At 41.2% G+C, this 22277-nt stretch carries 20 protein-coding genes; 1 reads left to right on the top strand and 19 read right to left on the bottom strand.

All coding sequences use genetic code 11. From position 1 onward, the window contains the following. Window positions 1-4 precede the first annotated feature (4 nt). The 18 genes from Q2U82_RS11195 to Q2U82_RS11110 form a co-directional block, all read right to left on the bottom strand. On the bottom strand, window positions 5-451 hold the full coding sequence (locus Q2U82_RS11195) for a FixH family protein (protein WP_068762904.1): 447 nt from the start codon (window positions 449-451) through the stop codon (window positions 5-7). A gap of 13 nt (window positions 452-464) precedes the next feature. After that, window positions 465-1886 (bottom strand): cytochrome c oxidase accessory protein CcoG, encoded by a 1422-nt coding sequence (gene ccoG, locus Q2U82_RS11190; RefSeq protein WP_410004954.1) that lies wholly within the window; start codon window positions 1884-1886, stop codon window positions 465-467. A gap of 26 nt (window positions 1887-1912) precedes the next feature. Beyond that, complete coding sequence (locus tag Q2U82_RS11185) at window positions 1913-2887, bottom strand: cbb3-type cytochrome c oxidase N-terminal domain-containing protein (protein ID WP_410004953.1); 975 nt, start codon at window positions 2885-2887, stop codon at window positions 1913-1915. Beyond that, window positions 2884-3081, bottom strand: a complete 198-nt coding sequence (locus Q2U82_RS11180) for a cytochrome C oxidase subunit IV (protein WP_068762907.1) — start codon at window positions 3079-3081, stop codon at window positions 2884-2886. The genes Q2U82_RS11185 and Q2U82_RS11180 overlap by 4 nt, the downstream gene beginning before the upstream one ends. A 2-nt stretch (window positions 3082-3083) precedes the next feature. Further along, a complete protein-coding gene (ccoN, locus tag Q2U82_RS11175; protein WP_410004952.1) occupies window positions 3084-5285 on the bottom strand; it encodes a cytochrome-c oxidase, cbb3-type subunit I in 2202 nt (733 codons plus the stop codon). Window positions 5286-5298: 13 nt separating this feature from the next. Further along, a complete protein-coding gene (ccoS, locus tag Q2U82_RS11170) occupies window positions 5299-5505 on the bottom strand; it encodes a cbb3-type cytochrome oxidase assembly protein CcoS (RefSeq protein WP_068762909.1) in 207 nt (68 codons plus the stop codon). Between the two features lie 57 nt (window positions 5506-5562). Further along, the gene (locus Q2U82_RS11165) at window positions 5563-7974 is read right to left on the bottom strand and encodes a heavy metal translocating P-type ATPase (RefSeq protein ID WP_410004951.1); all 2412 of its coding nucleotides are present in this window, start codon (window positions 7972-7974) and stop codon (window positions 5563-5565) included. Between the two features lie 119 nt (window positions 7975-8093). Continuing rightward, the gene (locus Q2U82_RS11160) at window positions 8094-9308 is read right to left on the bottom strand and encodes a hypothetical protein (RefSeq protein ID WP_410004950.1); all 1215 of its coding nucleotides are present in this window, start codon (window positions 9306-9308) and stop codon (window positions 8094-8096) included. A 127-nt stretch (window positions 9309-9435) separates the two neighbouring features. After that, complete coding sequence (gene ric, locus Q2U82_RS11155; protein ID WP_410004949.1) at window positions 9436-10161, bottom strand: iron-sulfur cluster repair di-iron protein; 726 nt, start codon at window positions 10159-10161, stop codon at window positions 9436-9438. A 151-nt stretch (window positions 10162-10312) separates the two neighbouring features. Beyond that, window positions 10313-10777 carry a hemerythrin domain-containing protein gene (locus tag Q2U82_RS11150; RefSeq protein ID WP_410004948.1) on the bottom strand — a complete coding sequence of 155 codons (465 nt, stop codon included), beginning with the start codon at window positions 10775-10777 and terminating at the stop codon, window positions 10313-10315. Between the two features lie 3 nt (window positions 10778-10780). Further along, window positions 10781-11215: an RrF2 family transcriptional regulator gene (locus Q2U82_RS11145; protein ID WP_410004947.1), complete on the bottom strand. Its 435-nt coding sequence runs from the start codon at window positions 11213-11215 to the stop codon at window positions 10781-10783. 98 nt (window positions 11216-11313) lie between these two features. After that, window positions 11314-11742 carry an RrF2 family transcriptional regulator gene (locus tag Q2U82_RS11140; RefSeq protein ID WP_410004946.1) on the bottom strand — a complete coding sequence of 143 codons (429 nt, stop codon included), beginning with the start codon at window positions 11740-11742 and terminating at the stop codon, window positions 11314-11316. Window positions 11743-11857: 115 nt separating this feature from the next. Then, window positions 11858-13123 (bottom strand): acetyl-CoA hydrolase/transferase family protein, encoded by a 1266-nt coding sequence (locus Q2U82_RS11135; RefSeq protein ID WP_410004945.1) that lies wholly within the window; start codon window positions 13121-13123, stop codon window positions 11858-11860. A 199-nt stretch (window positions 13124-13322) separates the two neighbouring features. Next, entirely contained in the window at window positions 13323-13919 is a 597-nt protein-coding gene (locus Q2U82_RS11130) for a thioredoxin family protein (protein ID WP_410004944.1), read from the bottom strand. 16 nt (window positions 13920-13935) lie between these two features. Further along, on the bottom strand, window positions 13936-15486 hold the full coding sequence (gene nadB / locus Q2U82_RS11125; RefSeq protein WP_410004943.1) for an L-aspartate oxidase: 1551 nt from the start codon (window positions 15484-15486) through the stop codon (window positions 13936-13938). After that, window positions 15486-16412, bottom strand: coding sequence for a quinolinate synthase NadA (gene nadA, locus Q2U82_RS11120; protein WP_410004942.1), 927 nt, complete (start codon window positions 16410-16412; stop codon window positions 15486-15488). Before nadA ends, nadB begins: the two co-directional genes overlap by 1 nt. A 6-nt stretch (window positions 16413-16418) precedes the next feature. Continuing rightward, entirely contained in the window at window positions 16419-17744 is a 1326-nt protein-coding gene (locus Q2U82_RS11115; protein WP_410004941.1) for a cbb3-type cytochrome c oxidase subunit I, read from the bottom strand. Next, window positions 17734-18204: a c-type cytochrome gene (locus Q2U82_RS11110; protein WP_410004940.1), complete on the bottom strand. Its 471-nt coding sequence runs from the start codon at window positions 18202-18204 to the stop codon at window positions 17734-17736. Before Q2U82_RS11110 ends, Q2U82_RS11115 begins: the two co-directional genes overlap by 11 nt. Window positions 18205-18317: 113 nt before the next feature. On the opposite strand from Q2U82_RS11110, the gene Q2U82_RS11105 reads away from it, so the two are divergent. Continuing rightward, complete coding sequence (locus Q2U82_RS11105) at window positions 18318-20372, top strand: acetate--CoA ligase family protein (RefSeq protein WP_410004939.1); 2055 nt, start codon at window positions 18318-18320, stop codon at window positions 20370-20372. Between the two features lie 59 nt (window positions 20373-20431). Here Q2U82_RS11105 and Q2U82_RS11100 read toward each other — a convergent pair whose 3' ends face one another. Then, entirely contained in the window at window positions 20432-22243 is a 1812-nt protein-coding gene (locus Q2U82_RS11100; protein WP_410004938.1) for a hypothetical protein, read from the bottom strand. Window positions 22244-22277 lie beyond the last annotated feature (34 nt).

Genomic DNA, 22277 nt, shown 5'->3' with positions numbered 1-22277 from the left:
CGACTCAATAAACTATTTCCTTTTTATACAAATAATCCTCTCCTTCATAACTCCACTGCACGATCGTGTTCCAACGGCCGGCCACCAAACGTTTGTCAGGTATGAGCAAATTTGGACTTGAAAGCTTCAGCGGAAGTTGAAAATCCAGTTGTTTATTGGACGGCCTGTAAAGGAACACGGTGCCTTCTATTTTTGTGTAATCAATATTCTTCGGAAAGGTTAGCATCCAACCTTCTGCAGTCTTTTCACCAGAAATATTAGTTTCTAGCGAATTTGAGTTTTCTTCGGCATCAAATTCTTTTTGAAAGACCATTTCCTTTTGATAATATTGTTCGGTCACCAAATCATAATCATACTTTTTGTCGGTGCTTATTTTTATAACGAAATACAATATAAACGATATAAATAGCGCCATCCCAATCACCAATCCAGTACCCCAATTTATTTTCATAACTTTTTTTGACTTATTTATAACTCCGCGGCCCCAAAAATGTAACGCTTGTGGTTTCAATTAAATCGTCACCGCTGTAAACCTCAATTACTGCGCGGTTTTTATCGCCGCTTAGAGCTGAATTGTTAATTTCAATAAAGAGCGTTCCTTCTGCCAAATCTTGGGCAGGAACGGTAATTTCTCCTTGTTTTACTGTATGTATGGTTCCTTTGGGAGATTTCAGCTTAAAGTGAATTTTTTCTACATTCCGGGTTGTCTTGTTCAACAATTTATAGGTGAAAACATTGCTGATAATATTGTCTGCCTTGTGCTCATAAAGCTGGCCGGGAAGGCGCAGAATATTTGCTTCCACATCACTTCTTAAAAATAGCATTCCCGTAAGCACGCCAATCAAAATAACCAAAACGGCTACGTAACCTTTTAATCGCGGTGTAAATTTAAATGGAACCTTTTTTTCTATATTCTCTTCGCTGGCATAACGAATCAATCCCTTCGGAAGATTTACGGCTTCCATTATACTATCACACTCGTCAATACAGGCTGTGCAGTTAACACATTCCAACTGTGTTCCATTTCTGATATCGATGCCTGTTGGGCAAACATTTACACATTGAAAACAATCTATACAGTCTCCTTTTCCGGAAGCCTCACGGTCTTCATTTTTCTTGAATTTTGCACGGCCCGCTTCTTTTTCGCCACGTTTATGATCATAGGCCACAACAATGGATTTAGTATCAAGCAAAACGCTTTGCAATCTACCGTATGGGCAAGCTATGATACAAACCTGCTCGCGAAACCACGCAAAGATGAAGTAGAATACCGCAGTAAAAATAATCAATGAAATTAGCGTACTTATGTGATCTAAAGGCCCTTCAAAAACATACTGTATCAGCCTATCACTACCTATAAAATAGGCCAGAAATATATTGGCGATCAAAAATGAAATGATAAAGAATATAGTCCATTTTAAAACACGTTTTCTGATTTTTTCAGCATTCCAGGCCTGTTTGTCCAAACGAATTTGGGCGCCTCGGTCTCCATCAATCCAATATTCTATTCTTCGAAAAACCATTTCCATAAAAATAGTTTGTGGACATATCCATCCACAAAAAATTCTTCCGAAAGCGGCAGTAAAAAAAATGATGAAGACCACGCCGATAATCATCATTATCACGAAAAGATAAAAATCCTGTGGCCAAAAAGGAAACCCAAAAATATTGAAACGGCGCTCTAGCAAATTAAACAGTAGAAACTGGTTGCCGTTAATTTTCACAAAAGGTGCAGCAAACAAAAAAGCGAGCAGAAAATAACTTACATATTTTCTGTATTGATAAAGTTTGCCCGAAGGCTTTTTGGGATATACCCAAGCCCTTTTACCTTCTTCTGTCATTGTTCCGAGCGTGTCGCGGAACCTTTCGTTTTCTGGAGTATCCAACTTTGTTTTTTATATTTTGAGGCGTTCTATTTATCTAATTCTATACCGTCTGAAACAGTATCATTGTTCGCTTCTGCTTGAGTTGAATCAATTTGTTTAACTTGTAAATTGTCAACGGGAGCATTTGCGTCAACCCATATTTCACCTTCGGGAGCTTTTGGCTCAGCGGGTTTGGTACCGTGAAGGCTTAAAACATAACTAGCTACCTGCGCTATTTCACTCGGCTTAAGATCTGTTTTCCAAGGAATCATTCCTTTTCCGGCACGGCCACCTTCGCTAATGGTATGGAAAACATTTTTGATGCCACCACCCAAAATCCAATAATCATCCGTAAGGTTTGGGCCTATCCCCCCACCGCCATCATCTTTATGACAGGCTACGCAGTTTGCAGTAAAGACCGCTTTTCCAGCAGCAAGATCGGATGGTTCCGTCAATAATTCTACCGTTTCTGCGTCAATTAAATCTTTGTTGTTTTTCTTAAACTCTGCTATTTCCTTATCTGCAATTGCTACTTCAGTTTCGTATTCGTCTATTTGGGTTGGACCGTCAAACACTTCATAATACACAAAATACACAACCGCGAAAACAATTGTAATGTAGAAAAGAGACGTCCACCAAGGCGGAAGTTTGTTGTCCAACTCGCGAATACCATCATAATTATGGTCCAAAACAATTTCCTGTTCGCTTTCAATAGGCTTGGCGCCGAGCATTTCGGTATATTTTCTTTTAAACCACCCAAAACGCTTTTGTTCGCGCAATGTTTCGGCAGCTACATAACGTGACTTGGCTTCTTCACTAAGGCCATTATAAAGAATGCGCTGCAATGCTGCTGCAATAATTTCCATAGCAATGGCGAAAAAAAACACCATTCCCAACACTGCCCAAATAATTGGATATTTCAATATTGCCCATTCTTCACCCGAATCAACCGTGATTTCCAGTAGAAAAAAAGCAAGGATCATAAAGCCGATGACTCTTAAATATGAGGCTGTGGTTTTCATAACAATTCGTCGTTTTGGTTGTTAGTATCATTTTCCAATGGAATATTGCTCACTTCTGTAATATGGTCTTTTTTGGCAGTGATTACCCAATAAAAAAGCACCACAAAGAAGACGAAGAATATTAAAAGTGAAATCATTGGATATATTTGAACATTATCTATGTTTTCGAGGTTTCCTTTTACAAATTTCAACATGGCTATTCGTTTTTGGCCGAAGCATCTTCGTTGGATTCTACTTTAATATCAGTTCCCAAACGCTGCAAATAAGCAATCAATGCAACAATTTCACGGTTTTTCATGTCTATGAATTCTTCACCGTTTTCTTGTGCATATTTTTTATCGGCTTCATACGTTTTCGCAAAATCCGGATCTCCGTAAAGGTTCTTTTCTATTTTTTCGCCCTGCTCATCCATCAATGTTTGGGCATTTGCAATTTCTTCTTCAGTATAAGGCACGCCCAAAGAAACCATAGCCCGCATTTTTGCTTCTGTGTCAGATTTATCCAATTCGGAAGTTATCAACCAATTATAGCGCGGCATTATAGAACCAGAAGATATGGCTTGCGGATCGTACATGTGGTTTAAGTGCCAAGTGTCTGAATACTTTCCACCCACGCGGTGCAGATCGGGTCCTGTACGTTTACTTCCCCAAAGGAATGGGTGGTCATATACATATTCTCCAGATTTTGAATATTCGCCATAACGCTCCACCTCGCTCCTAAATGGGCGAATCATCTGAGAGTGACAGTTCACACAACCTTCGCGTATATATATATCGCGACCTTCCAATTCCAAAGGTGTATAAGGTTTCACGCTGGAAATTTTCGGCACGTAATCATCCACCATCAGCGAAGGAATAATCTGTACGGCACCTCCAATCAAAATGGCAATAGTTGCGTAAATCGTTAATTTAACCGGACGACGCTCTAACCAAGTGTGCCATCCTTCGCCAGCGGTTTGTTTTTTGGTTACTGGAGTTAACGGAGCCGCTTCGGCAAGTTCGTCCGTAACTTTGCTGCCTTTTCTGGCTGTCATTACAATATTATAAAGCAGAATAAATGCACCTGTTATATAAAGTGTTCCCCCAATGGCGCGCATCCAGTAAAATGGCATGATTTGGGTTACCGTTTCAAGGAAGTTTGGATATTTAAGTGTTCCATCGGGATCAAACTGATTCCACATAGAAGATTGCATAAATCCTGCAACATACATTGGTAGCGCATACATTATGATACCCAAAGTACCGATCCAGAAATGTGCGTTTGCCAGTTTAATGGAGTATAATTTTGTCTTAAAAAGCCTTGGAACCAACCAATAGACCATACCAAAAGTCAGGAATCCATTCCAAGCAAGTGCTCCAACGTGTACGTGCGCAATAATCCAATCACTAAAGTGGGCAATTGCATTTACGTTTTTGAGCGAAAGCATTGGGCCTTCAAAAGTTGCCATCCCGTAGCCGGTAATAGCCACAACCATAAATTTCAAAACTGGATCAACACGTACTTTGTCCCAAGCGCCACGAAGCGTCAAAAGACCGTTTATCATACCACCCCAAGACGGAGCCAAAAGCATTACCGAAAAGGCAACGCCCAAGTTCTGCGCCCATTCCGGAAGCGCGGTGTACAACAAGTGGTGCGGACCTGCCCAGATATAAATAAAGATCAAAGACCAAAAGTGAACGATAGAAAGTCGGTAGGAATATACCGGTCTGTTTGCAGCTTTCGGTACAAAATAATACATCAACCCTAGGAAAGGAGTTGTAAGGAAAAACGCTACCGCATTATGCCCATACCACCATTGCACCAACGCATCCTGTACACCGGCATACATTGAATAACTTTTTAAAGCAGTTACGGGAATGGCCATACTGTTCACAATATGCAAAACGGCTACGGTCACCCAAGTTCCCAAGTAGAACCAAAGCGCAACATAAAGATGGCGTTGGCGTCTTTTCACCATTGTCATAATCAAGTTTACACCAAAAGCTACCCAGATTACTGCAATGGCAACGTCAAAAGGCCACTCTAGCTCAGCATATTCCTTTGATGTGGTATAACCCAAGGGCAACGTAATGGCAGCACCAACAATAATGGCTTGCCAACCCCAGAAGTTTAAATTACTTAAAAAGTCACTCCACATACGTGCCTTCAGCAACCGTTGGGAAGAATAATAAACTCCTGCGAAGATTGCGTTCCCAACAAAAGCAAAAATAACGGCGTTGGTGTGCAACGGTCTCAAACGACCAAAACTTAGCCAGGAAATACCTTCTGTCATATTAGGGAACAAAAACAAAAAAGCCAGAAATAAGCCAACACTCATCCCGATGAGTCCCCAAAAAATGGTCGCATTGATGAATTTTTTGACAATCTGGTTGTCGTAGTAAAACTGTTCTGTTTGCATAGAATTAATGGAATTATTTTTTTGAATTGGTTATTTTTTCTTTTGAAGTTTCACTTTTTATGGAACCACCTTCTTTTACAAGTTCATCTTCAAAAAGCATTCTTACGGAAGGTGTATAGGTATCATCATATTGTCCTTTTCTTACCGAAACAATAAACAGCACAAAAAAGACGATAGCTACAAAAACGCTGATTGCCAAAAGCATATAAATGATGTTCATACCTGAAATTTATAGTTCAAAAATATTATTGCAAGAGGCCTTAAAATATGACATCCGTCAACTTTGCTTATTTATATCCATTCTTAATTTCTTCCCAATATATTGTGTGGCGATTGTTGTAAAAACAACAATACTAATGGAGCTCAAAGGCATCAAAATAGCCGCAACCACTGGTTTTAAATGTCCCGTTACCGCAAACGATAAACCAACCAAGTTGTAAAACAGGGAAAGCAGGAATGCCCATTTTATAATCTGCACACCTTTTTTTGAAAAATTCAAATAATCCCCAATTTTCTTGAATTGGGAAGCGTCCAAAATTCCATCACAAGCGGGTGAAAAAACGTTTGTGTTTTCTGAAACAACAAACCCTACATTGCTTTGCTTCAAAGCTCCGGCATCGTTCAGTCCATCGCCTATCATCAAAACTTGTTTTCCGTTTTGCTGAAGGTTTTTTATAAAATTGAGCTTATCATCCGGTTTTTGGTTGAAATGTAGTTTTGTGCCTTTTGGCAGCAGCGCTTCCAAACGTTCGCGCTCGCCTTCGTTGTCGCCGGAAAGCACGATTACTTCCTTATCGGTTCCCAACTGTTCAAAAATTTTCGCAACGCCATTTCTGTATTCGCTGTTAAAAATGTAGCAACCTTTATAAACCCTATTGGCGCTGATGTGTACGGTAGTCCTATTTTTAAATTCTGAATTGTTTTCATCTGAAAACCCAACAAATTCATACGAACCCACTTTTATTGAATTGTGATTGAAAGTTGCGGTAATCCCCTTCCCTACTTCTTCCTCAAAATCGTCCAAGGTTTGGATGTCATTTTTGTCGAGAATATTATAAAGCGAACGGCTCAAAGGGTGGCTGGAAGCGCGAAGTGTGCTGGTGAGCAGTTGTTTTTCTTCAGCAGAAAGCGCGACGCCTTCATAAGTAATCAGGTTTTTTTGGTTTGTTGTCAACGTTCCGGTTTTGTCAAAAACTACGGTATCCAACTTCGCCATTTGCTCAATTACGGAAGCTTCCTTTAAATACAATTTTTCCCTTCCGAAGATTCGAAGCACGTTGCCCAATGTGAAGGGTGCCGCCAGCGCAATGGCGCACGGACAGGCAACAATCAAAACCGAAGTGAACACATTAAAAGCTTTTGAAGGATCAACCATCAACCAAAAAATGGTGGAAATAAAGGCAATGGAAAGCAATACGACGGTAAAACGCTTGCTGATATTATCGGTTATATTTTCAAAAACGCCCGTTTTATCCTTGCTGAAAACGTCGTTGCTCCAAAGTTGGGTCAAGTAACTTTGTGCCACGGGTTTTAAAACCTCAACCTCTAAAATTCCGGCCTGTTGTTTGCCCCCGGCGAAGAGTTTGTCGCCGCTTTGTTTGGAAATTGGCTCAGCTTCGCCCGTAACAAAACTGTAATCTATCAGCGCATTTCCTTTAATCAAAATGGCATCTACCGGAATTATTTCATTATTTCGAATAAGTAATCTATCGCCTTTTTTTACGGTGTAAACTTCAGCTTGTTCCTCTACAGTTTTCCCCTCCGAATTTTTAAAAAGTCGCGTAACGGCAATGGGAAAATAGGATTTGTAATCGCGTTCAAAAGAAAGATAACTGTATGTTTTTTGTTGAAAAAATTTCCCAAGCAATAAAAAGAAAACCAAGCCTGAGAGACTGTCAAAAAATCCCGTGCCCAAATCGAAAACAATGTCAATCGTACTTCGTATAAAAAGAACCGCAATTCCCAAAGCGATTGGCACGTCTATATTCAAAATTTTGGAACGCAGACCTTTGTATGCCGAAACAAAATAGCCGCTTCCCGAATAGAAAACCACGGGCAGCGAAAACGCAAACATCAACCAACGGAAAAAAGGTTTGAATTGGTCCAGCCAAAATTCGGAATGTTCAAAATATTCGGGGAAGGAAAGAAACATGATGTTCCCAAAGGCAAAGCCGGCGATGCCCAATTTATAGATCAGGCTTCGGTTTATGTTTTTTTCCTTTTTATCGGAATCGTCCAATGAAATGTAGGGTTCGTAGCCGATTCTACTTAAAAGAATCACTAAATTCTTCAGCGAATTCTCTTCGGCAGAAAAGGTTATCCGAACCGTTTTTTCAGGAAAATTAACCTGTGAGGATTTTACGGAAGGATTGAGTTTATTGAGGTTTTCAAGAATCCAAATACAACTACTGCAATGGATGGAAGGAATCAAAAACGAAACGATTTGCGTGTTGCCATCGTTGAATTCGAGCAGTTTTTCAACAATGGTTTCATTGTCGAGAAAGTCATATTTGCCAGCAATTTCCTTTGGGGAAATGCCGGGGTTTTTTTCAAGATCGTAATAATAGCTTAAATCGTTATCGTGCAGAATATCGTAAACGGTCTTGCAGCCGTGGCAGCAGAACGACTTTTCGTCGTGCTTAATTTCAACGTCCAAACACGTATCGCCGCAGTGGAAACAGTTTACCATCAATCTAAAATTTGCTCATTATACCTGCTGCAAAGGTTGCAACGGATTTAGTTTTACCAAATGATATTTGTCAGCTTTTGCTGTTTTTTGAAATGTATATCACTTCAAAATCCCCCACTTTATGCAGAAAGATATAAACTTTTAATGTGTTTGAAAAATAAAATCCCTACAGCCAACGGAAAAAGACAGCTTAATATGGCGAGACACAAATAATAATGCTGAAAAAAAGGAAGGCCAAGCCAAAACGCAATCGCTTTGTAAAATATAAGCGATTCTGTAGTCACAAAGGCCAAAAGGAAAATCGCAACGAAGCTTTTTGGAAGACGAAGCATTTCAAAATATTTTAAAAAAGCCAATAAGGTTGTGATTACAATTCCGAGGAAAACCAAGTGCAGATAACCGATAACGAAATCCTTAAGATGAAAGGCTAGATTTGCGACATACGGAAATGCTGAAAAGATTTGCATCAAAGTTTTTACAACCATTAAGCCTCCTGCAATTTTCAGAAGAAAAAAAGCTCGTGGCTGAACAGACTTTTTTAAAATCGGGAAGTGTTCCTTCAGCAAAAAATAAAGGTCGAAAAAAGCCAAGGCTTGTGCCACTGCGCCAATAAAGCCCAAAATGTAAAAAATGATGGGGGGCGTAAACCAAAGTACCGAAAGAAAGACGGTAAAGAGCACTCCAAAATTCAAAAGAAGAAAAAAGGATTTCAGTTTTTGGGGATTGAAAACAATTCCATTTTCCTCAAAAAAATAAAACAGCACTCCCAAAAGTGCCAAAATAAACCAACCGTTGTACTGAAAATGAAGGTAGAAATAAATAGAGGTCTTGTACCAAATGGATTCCGGTCCCAAGGTTGCCATCACTCCGCCAATTGCCCACGGACCAATGCTGGAAAGGACGAGGTATAAAAGTGCGGTTTTTATAAGTTTCCACGAAAAGCGATTTTTAAATTTCTGAGGAATATTCTTCATTGCAAACCACGAAAACCAGTAGGAAGCGAATAAGAAAAGTGTGGAGAAAATAATTGAAAACAGCGCGTATCCCTGAATTGGAAAGGTTACCATCATTCCTAAAATACAAACATTCGTAAATATAAAAATGCGTTTGTAAAGCTTCCGTTTCTCTGCCTCAGAAAGAAATATTTTGTAAATCAAGGTAGTCAATCCCAAATAAACCCAACCCAATAAAGCGGTGTGGGAATGTGCGTGAAGTAAGAATTTATAATTAAAAGGAAGTGATGTAACAACATAGAGCCTTAATAAAACTCCCATTAATGCAACAACCAAAAAATAGGCTAAGGCTATGCCGATATGTTTCTTTAAATCTATCAAGACGTAAAATTAAAAAAACAGTCCGGAATTTGGCAGCAAACATTCAAAGTTGCCAATCTTCCGAACTGTCCTAAAAACCAATCAAATAAAAATCCAGATTTGGGGCTGGGGATACTCTTTTATAGAATTAAGCTTTTTTAAGTTTCTTTTCCAAGTTCAAAGCTTTTGGAAAAAGAATGTTGTTTTCCAAGTGTATGTGCTGATGCAAATCCTGCTCAAACTCATCAAGCTTTGCGTAAAATGCGCGATAAGTGTTGCAAGCGCCTTGCGGTGGTGTATAGTTGTTGCTTAATTTTGAAATCTTACGCAAAATCTCACCAGCTTCCTCATGCTCCTCTTCCATCATTTTTATTGGGTTTTCCACAGTGCCAAAATGGATTGCAGGTACTTCGCTGTTTTCACGCTCAGCAGTTACAAGTTTTTTAATGAAAGGGAATAGTATCAGTTCTTCCTTTTTTTGGTGTGCCGCCATAGCTTGAACAACTTGTGTTACCAAAGCTTCAATTTCGGCAAGTTCAGTATAGTGGTGGCCATGAACATGGTTCACACGTTTGGAATATTGCAGTAAAAGAGGGCTGCTCTCTTCTACATAATGATGGTGAACATTTATAATGTGATCTGCCAAGAAATCAAGCTTCCAACTGTTGTAATCATGCGCACGGTCTTGTACAGTATCCAGGTTTAGGAGTTCTGCTTCTAAAGCTGAAGGATCTATCTTTGCTTTCTCACAAGCTTTTTTAATGCTGATGCCTCCACCACAGCAAAAGTCTATTCCGTGCTTTTTGAAAATATGGGCGGCTTTTATGTTTTCTGTAACCACATCGGCTACGGTACGTTCTTGAAGTGTTGTCATAATTTTAAACTTTTAATGAATAATGATGCTGCAAATTTCAGTAGAAAAAAAGGGGCAAAATATGACTTAAATCATAAAATGACATTTTTGTCAGAAATTAATTTATGTGGATAACTCATTAACAAAAAATAAATTGATTTATTAAAAAATTCTATTCCCAAAAGGGATCGTGATAATCTGGAGATTTTTCTATGCCGTTATGGATTTCCTCTATTTTTTCAAGTTGTGCCTCAGTAGCAACTTTCTGTATTTCATTGAAGAGAATTCGTTCCTCAAATCTGATATGGGCATCAAGTTCTTCTTCCAGATTATTCAGCGACTTTTCCGGGTTTTTTGTGTCATTAAAAAGCCGTTTTAAGCGCCTGTGTTCTTTCAAGGCACGTTCAACAAGTTCGTTATCATCCTCCAGTATGGGGAAAAGATATTTTTCCTCATCCTTGAAATGAGGTTTTATTTCGTGTTCATAAAACCACTTTGCATATTTCTGCATACGTTCCATTTCAATATTTTTGCTGAAACCTTTCCGCAGTTTCCAACTGAACAACAACCCAAAATGATGTTGCCTGCTCAACGGTTGCAAAGCTTTATGACGTTTTATAGGTTTTTTCTTTTCCATAGATTATCTTTTTAAAAAGGACATTCCGTCGTCCAACCCGTGGGCCAATTCATAAAGACTAGTGTTTTGAAGCATTTTTTTCAAGTCGTCCCTGATTCCTGCAAACTTATTATGCATTGGGCAAGGTTGTAGCGCATCACAAGATTCAAATCCGAGCGCACAGCCCATATAGATAGAATCCCCGTCTATTGCTGAAACAATATCGCTCAACTTAATGGTCTCTGCCCTACCCTTAGGTATTACAAAACCACCCGTAGGGCCTTTTAACGAATCGAGTATATCACTCTTGGCTAATTGATGCAAGATCTTTGCAGTAAATGCTTCTGGAGAATTGATGTTAAAGGCAATGTCTTTCAAACTAACGCGATTGCCCAAAGAGGATTGCGAGGCTATATACACCGTTGCTTTTATTCCATATTGACAAGCTTTTGAAAACATAACCAATTTTACAAGAAGCAAAGATACATAAATATCCTATTTCTGATAAAGTTATCAGAAATAAATTATTCTTGTTTATCACATTGATTTTATAAAGATTATAGTTTCAAAAAAGTTTCCCCATTCCGAAGTTTTTCAGAAAGTTGAATTACGGTAGTATTTTCACACATCTTTTTCAATCCCTCCCTAACCTCATTAAACTGATCGTGAACGGGACAAGGATGTGCAGCAGAACATTGAGGCAATCCTAGACTACAGCCATTAAAAATAGAGCCTCCATCAATACAAGTTACTATTTCTGCGAGCGTGAGTTTAGATTTTTTTTCTAAATAAAAACCGCCATTAGGCCCTTTTTTTGAAAGGATTATTCCTGCTCGTGCAAGTTGTTGACAGATTTTAGCAGTAAATGGTTCTGGAGAATCAACAGCTTTGGCAATTTCGACAATATTGGGGCGCTTATCCAATTGAGATTGCTCCGCAATAAAGAGGACCGATCTTATTCCGTATTCACAAGCTTTTGAGAACATAATGTTTGTTTTCCCCAAATTTAAAAAAATCCAGCAATTATAAAGTATAAAAACACCTTAAAGTCCATGTATGGAGAACCTTAGGTTTTTTAAAACCAAAAGAATATTTTAAAATTTAGTGAAACCTTTTTTTTGCTGCCTTCTCCAATGCCTCCCGATGATCTGGGTGTGCTATGGAAATAAGTGCTTTTGCGCGTTGTTCCAACCCTTTTCCGTAGAGATTCACCACTCCGTACTCCGTAACCACGTAATGAACGTGCGCCCTAGTGGTTGTAACGCTGGCGCCTTCCTTTAAAAAGGGGGTAATTTTGGAAATTCCTTTATTGGTAATCGAAGGCATCGCAATTATTGGCTTTCCTCCTTCCGAAAGCGAGGCGCCACGTATAAAATCCATCTGTCCGCCCACGCCGGAATATTGGTACATCCCGATGCTATCCGCACAAACCTGGCCAGTCAAATCAATCTCAATGGCACTGTTGATGGCAGTAACTTTTGGGTTTCGGCGAATAATGGCAGTATCATTGGTATAACCAGCTTCCTTAAAATGGACAATCGGGTTGTCGTCAATAAAATCGTATAATTTTTTGGTTCCCATTGCGAAACAGGTAACTATTTTTCCGGTTTTTATTTCCTTATCCTCTCCGGTAATTATTCCTTTTTCAACCAAAGGAAGGATGCCGTCGCTGAACATTTCAGTATGGATTCCCAATCGTTTATGGTTGCCCAGGTTGTGGAGCACCGCATTGGGAATATTGCCGATGCCCATTTGCAGGGTGGCGCCATCTTCCACCAATTCAGCAACATTTCTTCCTATGGTAGCCTCGATTTCAGAAGTTTCTCCTAAAATTGAAGCATAAATTGGCATATCTATTTCGACCCCAAAATCTACATTATTTATATGAATAATGCCATCGCCGTGGGTTCTCGGAACGTTTGGATTGATGAGGGCAACTACATGTTTTGCAGTCTGGATGGCGGGCAGGGTAACATCAACCGAAACGCCAAGCGAACAATACCCGTGCTTATCCGGCGGGGAAACTTGAATGAAAGCTACATCCAACGGTAGGATGTTTCTTCTGAAAAGCCAATGGATTTCACTTAAAAAAACTGGAATGTAATCGCCGTGAATTGTATTGACCCCTTTGCGAACATTATCGCCCACAAAACAACTGGAAAGCTTAAAAGCCTCCGTGTAAGGTGCCTGGGTATATTTGGCCTCCCCGTGGGTGTGGATTTGAATTATCTCAACATTTTTCAGCTCGCGGTAGCGTTCACACAGAGTGTCTATCAACAAATTGGGCGTCATTGCCGCGCCCTGAAAAAATACGCGATTATTTGATTTTACTATGGATACGGCCTCTTGGGCGGAAACGATTTGCATAATTTTATTTTTATGCAAAGGTTGGGAATCTTATCTGCTTCTAAAATGATTTTAGTCAGATTTTAACGATTTAAAACGCAATATCACTCTGTGCCCTCTGTGCAATTCTTAGCGTTCTTTGTGGTTTTTTTACGTCGATACTTTTAACCACAAAGTTCACAGAGGGAGGCACGGAGAACACCCAATTGTTCTTGTAAAATCAGACCGAAACCTTGATGCACTCGGTAAGGTCATTCACTATTGAAATTCCCTTATCATTATTGTACCACACCTGTAGCATTTCCTTAAAAGCATCGTCAATTTTGCCGTGATGTTCCTTGTAATCGGCAACCAATTTTGTCGCAGCCTTCGAGCGCGGACCAAAAGTATTAATTACGTTGAAATCCGCATCGAGCATGATAACCACGGGGATGGAGCGCGAACCATTGGTCAAAAATTCATCCATTAATTCCGGATTTTCATCGCGAAGCACAATCTTCAACTCGATGTTTACTGAAAGTTGAGCAATCTTGTTTAGAAACGGAAGCGTTTGCGCCGCATCCCCGCACCACGGTTCGCTGATTACCAGCCAAGTCTGTTTTTCAGATATATTTTTGAAAACTTCAATGCTTTCTTCCGGAATTTCAGCGGTTTTGTCCAATCGCTTGGTACGGCTAAAATTCAATTTGGTATAGTCAATCTTTTCTTGGGTTTCTTCGCCTGTAGTACGGCCTTCCACAACCAATTGTTTGAAAAGCAAGTTGTATTCGGAATAATCCATTGCTTTTTTTACGGAGTTTTCTATTAAATTTTTCATCTTATTTTTTTACTTTTTAATAATCCTCATTAAAATATCCGCCACGGTTTTCCTTTCGTTTCAGGGATTGCTGGATAATCAAATGCGCCACATTTACCATATTGCGAAGTTCTGAGAGGGCCGTATTCAATTTGTGTTTTTGGTAGAGGGCTTCCATTTCAAAATATAAAACCTCCAACTGTGCTGAAGCTTTTTCTAAATCGTTATTGTTTCGAACCACACCTGCATATCGTCGCATTAACCGTTGCAATTGCTCCGTTTTTTGCTGAAGAATTTCAGAACCTTTCAACAAAACCGTGCCTTCATCATTCCATTCCGGAATGGCTTTGGTCGTGCGGGAAGGCTTATGTTTACAGAGATACTGAAAAATGCGGTCCGCATAAACCAACGCTTCGAGCAACGAATTGGATGCCAGCCGATTGGCGCCGTGTAAACCCGTGTACGAACATTCGCCACAGGCAAAAAGATTTTTCACCGAAGTCTTTCCATCCATATCCACAACCACTCCGCCGCACAAATAATGCGATGCGGGCACTACAGGAATCCAATCATTTGCCACATTGATGTTTCGTTTCAAACAGGTTTCGTAAATAGTTGGAAAGTGTTTTTTGAAATCGTCAATATCCAAATGCGTACAATCCAGAAAAACACAATCGTCGCCCGATTTTTTCATCTCAGAATCTATGGCGCGCGAAACGATATCGCGGGAAGCCAATTCGCCGCGTTCGTCATATTTCAACATAAACCGTTCGCCGTTTTTATTTCGAAGAAATGCTCCAAAGCCACGCACCGCCTCCGAAATCAAAAAGGAAGCGCCGTTGTTTCCGTCGTAAAGTGCGGTGGGGTGAAACTGTATAAACTCCATATTTTGGATGCGTGCCTTTGCGCGATAGGCCATCGCAATGCCATCGCCCGTTGCAACGGCCGGATTGGTGGTGTGCCCGTAAACCCGTCCCATTCCCCCGGAAGCCAGCGTGGTACAGTCAGTCTTTATCGTAAAAATATTCCCAGAAATCTGGTCCAAAACATAGGCGCCGTAACACGAAAGGTTTTCAGTTTTGTTTTCTGAAAAATGGTGTTCCGTAATCAAATCTATCGCAAAATGATGCGGCAATAGGGTGATATTCGGCAGTTGATTGGCGCGTTCCAAAAGTGTACGCTCAATCTCATTTCCCGTGGTGTCTTTGTGATGGATTACCCTAAATTCGGAATGGCCTCCTTCCCTGCCCAGCGTGAGTTCACCGTCGGCATCGGTGTCAAATTTAGCGCCCCACGCCATCAGTTCCCGCAATCTTTTTGGGCCTTCTTTTATGACCATTCCCACTACGGTTTCGTCGCAAAGTCCGTCGCCCGCAATCAGCGTATCCTCAATGTGTTTTTGAAAGGAATCTTCCTTCAAATCAAAAACCGCCGCCACGCCGCCCTGTGCATATTTGGTGTTCGATTCCGATTGGTGCGCTTTGGTTACAACCGTTACTTTTTTCTTCGGAAATTCCGCCGCAAGTTTCACTGCGAGTGTTAAACCCGCAGCGCCCGAACCGATAATCAAAAAATTGGTTTCCAGCATTATTTCGATAGTTCCAGCATCCGCTCAATGGGCAGAATGGCTTTTTTCCGTATTTCCTCCGAAACTTCTATCTGCGGGGTTTCGTGCAACAGACAGTCGTAGAGTTTCTGCAAAGTATTCATCTTCATAAACGCACATTCGCTGCATGCACAGGTGTTGTCCTCTTCCGCAGGCGCGGGAATCAACACGGCCTGCGGCACTTCCTGTTGCATTTTATGAAGGATTCCGGCTTCGGTGGCGACTATAAATTTTTCCGCCGGATGTTTTTTCACATAATCAATCATGCCCGCCGTGGAACCGATATAGGTCGCCGTCTCCAAAATATGGCTCTCACTTTCGGGGTGTGCAATAATTTTTGAACCGGGGTGCTCTTTGTAAAGTTTCAGCAATTTATCCATCGAAAACGCTTCGTGCACTATACAGGCGCCATCCCAGAGCAGCATTTTCCGTCCGGTTTTCTTTTGAATATATTTCCCCAAATTTTTATCGGGCGCAAAGATAATTGGAACGTCCTTCGGCACGGAATTCACAATTTTTTCGGCATTGGAAGAGGTACAGATTATATCGCTCAAGGCCTTTACTTCCGCAGAACAATTCACATAGGTTATTACCACATGGTCCGGATGCGCCTCCACCAAAGTGCGGAAGGCATCGGGCGGACACGAATCTGCCAGCGAGCAACCCGCCATCAAATCGGGCAATAAAACTTTTTTGTCGGGGTTCAAAATCTTAGCGGTCTCGGCCATAAAATGCACGCCCGCAAAGACAATCATTTCGGCATCCGTTTCCGCAGCTTTTTGCGAAAGGCCCAAACTGTCACCCACATAATCTGCCACTTCCTGAATTTCGGGCACTTGGTAGTAGTGCGCGAGGATGACGGCGTTTTTCTGCTTTTTCAGTTCAGTTATTTTTTGATGTAAATCCATCGGAAATCAAGTTTTAATTTTTTGAAGTAATACTTTGAAAATAGGCGTTGCAACGATCAACAGCGAAACAAAAATCCCTATTCCAAAGATGAAAAACGAAATATAGTACGGCACGATTGAATCCTGCATTTCCGCAAACGATCCTTCCTTTGAAACGTACATCCAGTAGCTGCGCTTGGCCCCGGCAATTATCAACGAAACGAAAAAGATAAACAGCGAAATATTGAAAGCCGCAAAACCCCGTTTCACCCATTTGGTATCGGTCTGAAGGGTTGGCCGAACGTAATGGGCAATAAAGAAGAGGGCCGAAAAAAGTATCGTCGTGTTAATGCCGATCGTGGTCCCCATAGAATGCGCCACCGTAATATGCGTGCCGTGGGTAAAGAAATTTATGGCGGGAATGGAGAACAACAGCGCCAAAATAATGTTTATAAAAATCCAGAAATCTGTGGCCAGCAAAAACCGATATGCCATGGGGTGGTTTTCTTTTTCCACCTTTAAAACGGAGCGTTTCCAATTGTAAATGATCGATGCCAAAACAATCCACTCGGTCATACTTATCGCATAGGCAACGTAGCGGATCCACGGCTGTGTGGGCAGTAAATAGGTATGGTGCGCCCAGCCGAACATCAAATTGGTGAGCCCCAAAAAGTAGAAGAAAAACGCCATTTTATTGGTAGCCACCTCGGTATTCTTTTTGATTTTGGACATCAAATAAATTGAAATTCCATAAACCAGCATATTCCACGAGCCCGTAAACGAGCCGGTGGATTTCCATTGTACGGCGAAATCCTTTATAAAATGCAACCTAAAAAAATCGAACAGCCAAAAATGCGCCTCCATCAAATGGTAGCACATAAAGGCGATGCCCGTGCCCCACATCCAAAAATAGACGGGCCAGCCTTTCATATTGGTATAGAGCGTCTTGAAATAATTAATGCCGAAAAGTACCCAGCCCAGTAAAATCGGGATCATCAAAATGGGTTTAAATGCGAAATATTCGCGCCCCTCGGTATAATCGAAAGCAAAAGAGAAATAAATGGCAACACCAGTCAACAGGAAAAGTATGAAATGTAGCGATTGCAATTTGCGAGAAAAAAGCTCAAATTTTTCAACCGAAGCGATAAAGAAATAGATGCTGCCTGTGGCGGCGAGCACAATCCACGAAGTTTCCGAAGTAACGTGATAGGGCCGAAGTTTTGAGAAGGGAACCGTTTCCTTCAAAAAATCAGGCAAGAGGTATTGAAACGACGCGGTTAACCCAAAAAGCATCCCCAAAAACAGGGCGGTGAGCGCAAACAACAAGAAATAGAGCGGCACTTTATTCTTCATTTCGATACTTTATTTTAACCCAGCCCGTGGCCTCAATCTCGGCGTCATAATTTGGATAAATGCCCGTTTCATCCACCTGTTTCAGGTATTCCACGAGGGCATCTTTTTCTTCTTCGGTAAAATGGAATTGCGGCATACTCTTCACCCCGCTGTTCAAAAACGCTTTTATATAGTTTGGGCCTTTGCCTTCTGTAGAATACACGTTGGTCAAATCTGGCCCCAAATACCCGCCCAAACCGTACAATTGGTGACAGGACCAACAACGGTTGCTTTGGAACAGTTGCTGGCCTTTCACTGCCACTGGGGATAATTTTTCGACCGGCACGTAGCCGTCGGTATTATAGATTACATAGTTATAAAAGCCGAAAAGGGCGAGCAAAATCGCCATAATAAAAATATAAGGCCTTGGATTGGAGACCATTTCAATTTGAATTATTTGGGCATAAAAATACCTTTTCACTGCTGTGCGAAATATGATATTTATCAGTTTTTAGGACTTAAACATCTTTTAATTTCGTACTTCCCAAAAATCCCTCAAATTCACTTTGCATTTCAACTTCATTTCTCAAAAATATGGTCAACAACCAACTACTAAATCCGAAAAGCATCGCCATAATCGGTGCTTCCAATGACACCAAAAAGCCAGGTGGCAATATGCTTAAGAATATTCTTGCCGGTGGGTTTGCGGGAAATCTTTACGCGGTGAATCCAAAGGAAGAAAGGATTCAGGGTATAAAGAGTTTTTCTGAAGTAAAGGAAATTCCCCAAACCGACCTTGCCATTCTTGCCATTCCGGCAAAATATTGTCCCGAAACGGTAAAAATTTTGGCCAAAGAAAAGAATACGAAGGCTTTTATAATCATTTCCGCAGGTTTTGGCGAAGCGGGCGAACAGGGAAAACAATGGGAACAGCAGATAGTTTTGACGGTCAATTCGGTTGATGGTTGCCTGATTGGCCCAAACTGCATCGGCGTAATCACCGAAAATTACAAAGGCGTTTTTACCGCTCCCGTGCCGCAGTTCAACCCAAAGGGTTGCGACCTCATCTCGGGGTCGGGCGCCACGGCAGTCTTTATTATGGAAGCCGGAATGGCGCTGGGCGTTTCCTTCGTGAACGTATTTTCCGTTGGAAATGCAGCCCAGACGGGCGTTGAGCATATTTTGGAATATATGGACGAAAACTTCGATGCCGAAAAAGACCCGTTGATAAAACTGCTGTATCTCGAAACCATTTCCAATCCGCAAAAGCTGTTGAAACACGCTTCATCCCTCATAAAAAAAGGTGCAAAAATAGCGGCCATTAAAGCAGGAAGCACCGCCGAAGGCAGCCGTGCCGCCACTTCGCACACGGGCGCCATTGCCAGTAGCGATATGACGGTGCGCGCGCTGTTCAACAAAGCGGGGATTGTGTATTGCAGCAGCCGAGAGGAATTGCTAAGCGTAGCTTCTATCTTCAATTATAAAAAACTTGAGGGCAAAAACATCGCCATTATTACCCACGCTGGAGGGTCAGCGGTGATGCTGGCCGATGAGCTTTCAAAAGGCGGTTTGAAAGTTCCCGAAATATCCGGGCCCGATGCCGAAAAGCTGAAAACATTCCTCTACCCCGGCTCTTCCGTAGCCAACCCCATCGATTTTTTGGCCACGGGCACTGCGGAACAATTGGGCATCATTATCGATTATTGTGAACACAAGTTTGAGAACATAGACGCGATGGCCGTGGTTTTTGGCAGTCCGGGACTTTTTGATGTGGAAAATGTTTATAATGTGTTGAGCGTCAAACTCGAAATCTGTAACAAGCCCATTTTTCCTGTGCTGCCTTCCGTGGTGAATGCGCAACGTGAAATTCAATCATTTTTGAAGAAAGGGCACATCAACTTCCCCGATGAAGTGGTTTTGGGGAAAGCCCTCTCCCAGGTTTTCAATACGCCGGAACCTGTTTCCGAAGCAATTTCACTCCCGAAAATTGACATCGAAAAAATACGAAGCGTTGTCGATACGGCTTCTGAAGGTTATTTGGATGCCGCCCAAACGCAGAAGCTATTGGATGCGGCAGGAATTCCACGGGTTACGGAACTGGTGGAAAACTCAAAGGAAAAACTGCTCGCCGCGATGGATTCCCTGGAATTTCCAGTAGTGATGAAAGTTGTGGGCCCGCTCCACAAAAGCGACGCAAAGGGCGTGGTGCTGAATATCACTTCAAAAGAAGAAGTTTCGAAAACTTTTGATAGGCTGATGCAAATAGATTCCGCAACGGCGGTGATGGTACAGCCCCAACTGGCGGGACTGGAACTGTTTGTGGGCGTAATGAAGGAGCCGGGTTTCAACCACACCATTCTATGCGGTTTGGGCGGGATTTTCATCGAAGTGCTGAACGATGTTTCGGCGGGTTTAAGCCCCATTTCAAAAAACGAAGCGCAGCAAATGGTCCAATCCCTCCGCGGGTATAAACTCATTCAGGGTGCGCGGGGCCAAGAGGGCGTTGACGAAAACCAGTTTGTGGAAATCATCCAACGGCTTTCGGCCTTGGTGGAGGCCGCCCCGGAAATCACGGAGATGGACATCAATCCGTTGATTGGCACCCGGAAAAATATTGTTGCCGTGGATGCTCGGGTGCGCTTACAATAACAGAAAAATGCAACAAAATGGAATCGTAAACATTTGTCAGGTTATAACAAAACTGTTCATTACCCTATAAACAAAGGCTGCAATTGAGATTTCTGTAAATGTTCAATTTCAATCTGCGCTTCGGCTAAATCCTTTTCAAACTGAATAAAATTCGATAAAAAATAATTTGACATTGACTGACGGTAATGTTCAATTCCCTCTAAAAGATTATTGCTAAAACCCTCCCAGTTCTTAAGGTCACGAGAAGTTGGGTGTTTTATTTGATTTATTTCTTTTTTCAGAAAATCTATATAAAGACGTAATTCCGCAATAAACATAATTGGTCTATCGGCTTTTTGTAAAATGTTTTTACGTCCGTAAATGTGATCTGTCATTTCGCGCAAGCTTGTAATTTTTGAAAAATTCACAATGTTTGGCCCTGGGCAAATGGTAACGGCATTTAGTTTTTTAAGAAATGGCACATCATAACTGATTGCCGCAGCATTGCTAAGACCTATACAAAGACATTCCTTGCCCAAAACATCTTCGCGTTGTTGTTCCAATTCCTCTTTGGAAAGATTTAAAGTTTCTAATTGTTTCAGTTTCAACTTTTGATATTTACTTGATGCCGTACAAATTGGTTCTTTTGTAAACTCTGTGTTTGAAACCAATAATTTTTCGGTACAGGGACTTCCGGGTTTATCTTTTGCAATTCGGTCCAAGCGTTCCTTTTCAGCCGTAGTACCTCTTAAATAGTTAAACTGAACTCCCAGCGGTGAAGCCTTACTGCGAACCACATCGTTTTCTTTGGATTGGCATAGCAGTTCAAGCGTGTTTTCATCAACGGTGGTGGCTTCTGGGCATAATAAAAATGGGGTGCCCCAACCCGTTCCGTCAACTTCATAAAATTCTCTAAGCAAACTATCCTCTTCATTGGTCCCGATACCACCTTGTACTGTAATTTTTATAGGATGTGGCTGTGAAAAGCTAGGTTTTCCTTTAGCGATAATTACAGGTTTATATAGTTCAAAAAGACTGTCCTGCAATTCCTGTTTTTTATCCTTGAATTTCTGAAGTATTGGCCCCATTAGCAGTCCTTGTGTAGCAAAAACATGACCACCACAATTAAGTCCAGACTCTATACGGAACTCACTGACCCAAATTCCTTTTTTCGCCAAATATTTTCCTTGAATCAAGGCCGAACGATAATCGCTTACCTTAATAACTACTTTCTTATGAAAACAGCCCCAGCCATAAGCATCAAAGTCTGAAAAGCTTTCCATATAGTTATAAAGCCGCGGATTCATTCCGGCAGAAAAAATAAGGGACGAATTGGTGAGATTGCTTTTGGCGTAACCTTTTAGGGCGGTCAACGCATCCGAACCATTTTCAATTATATCCTTGTTTTTGTCCAGATTTTCCTTGTCCACCTTGGTCATAATATTTACTTCCACCGCTCCCGGCACCACCAATTTTAGCAGCAACTTTTCCAACAATCCTTTCTTTTCGGGATTTGGGGTAAAAAGCCATTCGTGGTATTTTTCCTTTAGCAGGCTTGTATCGGGAAGCATTTCGAAATATTTTACCAAATCTGATCCTGCTTCAAAAGTAGAGGCTTTTAGTTTTTCCATTTTTGAAGTAACAATTCGCTGCATCAGGTTTAGGTAATCCGTAATGCGTCGTGCTCTATAATCTTCCTCTTTTGTTGTTATGGCTACGTAAGGCTCATTGTTTTGCTGATAGTAATATTTCCGCATTACTTCCAAAATATTGTCCTCAATAACTGAAATTGCTGAATTGATGCCGTAACAAGCAACCTTAATGGGAGTATCGATAGTGTAAGCAATTCCCATCACGGGAATATGAAAAGTATGCGGACTGGTAGTTTGCATTTAAAAGTGAATTTGGATTGAAAATGTGGTAAAG

This window comes from Aequorivita nionensis, from assembly GCF_046352995.1.
Classification (GTDB): domain Bacteria; phylum Bacteroidota; class Bacteroidia; order Flavobacteriales; family Flavobacteriaceae; genus Aequorivita; species Aequorivita nionensis.
The sequence above is the reverse complement of the archived record's forward strand: the minus strand, read 5'-3'. Positions and strand labels throughout refer to the sequence as shown.